We start from the raw sequence: 3,625 nt of genomic DNA, 5'->3' as shown, positions 1-3,625 counted from the left end.
GCTGTTTTTAGGTTTGTTAAAGTTTGTGTACCCTGGTATTTGGATAAGGATTTTGCTACAGACAGTTGGGCGTCTTCACTTAAAGTTTCAAGTGCACCAGATAACTGAAAGCCTTTTACTAAAAACGCTTCTTCTGCATACAATGATGAAGAAGCCAGGCCAAGCAATACTGATATTGCACTGAGTTTTAATCTGCTTTTTATATTTTTCATAATAATAACCTGTTAAAAATACTTTATTGTATTCTCCGTAATTTTTTACAAGATGGGTAAAGCCCGTACTGAACTTTAACCCACACAGTAAATAATACGAAAATAAAATGACTTCATTGCAGGATGAAATCTACCTTGTCAATTACTGACTACTGCTGTCCATCGTCAGCAACATTGGTACATACTGCTGCGCCATTACCACTTGAGAAACACGCCTTACCTTCAGAAATTGTCACTTGACTTGATGGTCTGGTTGTAAACTCATTTTGTGTGTTAACCGTAATGGTATTATTTGGTTCAATAAAACGTACAGCACTTACACCAAGTTTAGCTAATGTTTCTCTTTCTTCATCAGATAAATCTTTCACTTTCTCAAGGACGCGTTTCGCTTCAATTACTTCTTCTACACTTGCTACACCTGGCTGGATATATTTCACCTCAATTTCAGTACCTTTTAACACTACGGTGTTTCTACCATTTTTCGAAATGATATTTAATCCATTTACTGTACTTAAATCCCCGGTGATATTCACATTACTTGAGGTTACCGCAGTCACACTACCAGAGCCACTTGCGTTAGTTGCATTTACTACTGTGTGGTCACCTGATGCCGCGCCGTTCAACTTAGCATCTTTTGCATTAATAACCAAGGTACCACTGGCTGCGTTAATGTTTGAACCTTCTACAGTAGTTAAAGTGCCTGTGGTATTTAATGTCACATTGGCGGCATTGATGCTTCCTGCGATACTGCCATCCTTGGCTGTAAGAGTTGTCTGGCCATTGTTTGAGGTAATGCTAGAGCTTGCTTGGGTGGTTAATTTGCCCTTATCTGCAGTGATGGTAACAGCATTGCCTGAAACATTACTTACATTAAGCGTGTCGCCGCTTGCTGTAATCTCTACATCGCCGGAATTAGATTTAACCTCACCCTTAATATCACCTGTTTGGGTTGTAATACTTGCTTTACCGGTTGTTGCACTGATAGTTGTGCCTTCGGTGGTTGTCACAGCGCCCGAGCTTGCTGTTACTGTTACATTTTGACCTGTGACGTTACTTACCTTAAGCGTGTCGCCGTTTGCTGTAATATTTACATTACCGGAAGTGGATTTGACTTCACCTTTAATATCACCTGTTTTGGCTGTCACTTCTACGTTACCAGTGGTTGCATTAATGGTTGCATCCGCTTTGGTGGTAAGTTTTTCTGACGCGGTGATATTTACTGTTTTGTTAGAAGTAATGTTGTTTTTTACTTCTACATTTTTCGCGGCAATAGTTAAGCCGGCATTATTGCCACTGCCGTCTCCAGTGTTGTCAGTATTACCAGATGTTTCCACTTTGCTATTTAGTGTCACATTATGGTCGCCAGCAGAGATTTTTGAATCTTTAACCTGGTTAAAGGTTACTTTTTTGGCATTAGTACCATCAGCACTATTGGTGTTACCAATAGTTAAATCACTACCATCTTTAGCTGTAATCTCTGCTTTATTGAAACCTGAAATATTTAGGTCTTGCGTTAATTTCAATTCTTTGGTTTTAATGGTTAGATTGGCATTGTTTGTCGCGTCTGAATCGGAATTCTCCCCATCAACACCTGCTTTGATTGTTATCTGATTGGTAATATTGATTTTATCGGAAGAAATCGTGAGATTGCCTTCTTTTTGCGAGATATTGCCGACAATTTGGATTTCAGCATTCTTATTACTGTCTGTAATATTTAAGCTTCCTTTATTGTTGATTATATCTCCGCCGATGATGCTTCTTTGGTTGTGTTTAGCGTGAGTGGTAATGTTTAAATCACCATCATTGGTAACATTGCCAAGTTTTACCACTCCTTGAGATATATTGATTTTAGAGTCGCCGTTATTGATAAAGGTGCCGGTGATGTTCAAGTTGTCTTGGGTTTCCCCTTTAAATTTAGCATTTTCTTTAACGGAAAGGTTGCCGTTAATATTTGCACTTGCACCGATTAAACTTAAATTCCCTTCAATAGATACATTGCCAAGGGTTAGTTGTTTGTTTCGACCGTTACCATTATAAGCTCGCAAGGTAACATTTGCTGCCTGAGAGATATTGATATTACCTGTAATGGTACTGCTTGAATCTTGCCCGCCAAGGGTAACATTGCCACCTAAGATGGATATATTGTGAGTTGATTTAATGGCGTCGTGGTTAAAGCCATTACCATTAAAGGTATCCGAGTATTGCCCAAGTTCAAAAAATGAACCGGTTGCATTTATGGTTAAATCTTTACTGATATTAAAGGCTTCCTGGCCGCGAATGGAAGAATTAAAAGTAAGGTTTGAGCCATCAGAAACATTAATGCTAGACATTCCTATCCCCACTGATCTGCCGGAGTAATTGGAGGTTATACAAAAAAGGACTTTCCCTCCTCCATCGACTGAGATATTAGAGTTAAACTGAATCGGGAGTTGATTTGCATGATTTGTATCATTTTTTGCCTTGAATGAAAAATTAGCCACTGAGCCTTGTTTAACTGTGAAATTTGTGTGACCGGTAGGTGAGCGAAAGATTACACCTCCACCTTTGCGGTATCTGGAAGTCTCTCGGCCATGATTGTTATTTAACGCAAACTTGGTAAATGAGAATGCTGACTTCTCTTTTACGGTAAGATGGCTGACATTCCAATAAGATTCATCGGATACCTTCCAAAAAGACAGGTTTTTAGGTGTGGTTTGATTAACATGTACTCTCCCTGAAATAATAAGCTCCCCATCAAATCTGTGAGAAGTGTTAGGCTGAATTGAAACAAAATTTAAACCTATACCCGTCCCATTAATAGATACATTATTAAGTCTGAGTTGTTTTTGATCGCCAGTATTGGTTATAGTTCCCTGCGCGGTGATTTGAGCGCTTGATGCGTTGCGGGCTTTTTCTGCACCGTTTCCCTCAAAGGCTATGGATCCTTTAGCTGTAATATTCAAGGTGCCTGTGCCAAGCGTAATATTTTTGTGAACATCAACCCATCCGCCGGATTGAATGGTTAAGTTTCCGCCATTAGAGGTAATGTCTTCTTTAATCTTAACACCGCCGTTATCCTTGCCTTCACTATGAAGGATTAAGTGGGAGCTGTCTCCAATGTTAATTGAGCTGTTAACGGTAATATTTTTCTTGGCTGTTATATTCATTACCCAGGTGCCGCTTTTCAGATAATTTGAAATGATTTCATTGGTTAATACTGTCGGCTGTTCGCCGTTTGTTTTAGGGCTTTCCTTTGTGCCCGAACCGTCCGGGAATTCACTATCTATACTGGCATTACCGCGAGAAGAGGAAGAGGCTTCAATTGTTACATTATCAGGGTCTAGCAACCACTCTTTTGTTTTAACAATTGCATTGCTGTCAATGGATAAATAATGCCCCGATGTCTCCACAAAACCACCAGTTTTAGCGATATC

At 39.4% G+C, this 3,625-nt stretch carries 1 protein-coding gene and 1 pseudogene; both read right to left on the bottom strand.

The window, feature by feature from the left end; translation table 11 throughout:
* Positions 1-212: pseudogene (locus HMPREF2644_RS06125) on the bottom strand (ShlB/FhaC/HecB family hemolysin secretion/activation protein); the annotation flags it as partial.
* 149 nt (positions 213-361) lie between these two features.
* Positions 362-3,625, bottom strand: a 3,264-nt coding sequence (locus HMPREF2644_RS06120) for a beta strand repeat-containing protein (protein WP_070828318.1), incomplete at its 5' end; no start/stop codon positions are given.

This window comes from Haemophilus sp. HMSC071C11 (assembly GCF_001837655.1).
Lineage (GTDB): Bacteria > Pseudomonadota > Gammaproteobacteria > Enterobacterales > Pasteurellaceae > Haemophilus > Haemophilus influenzae.
This window is presented reverse-complemented; position numbering and strand designations above follow the sequence as displayed.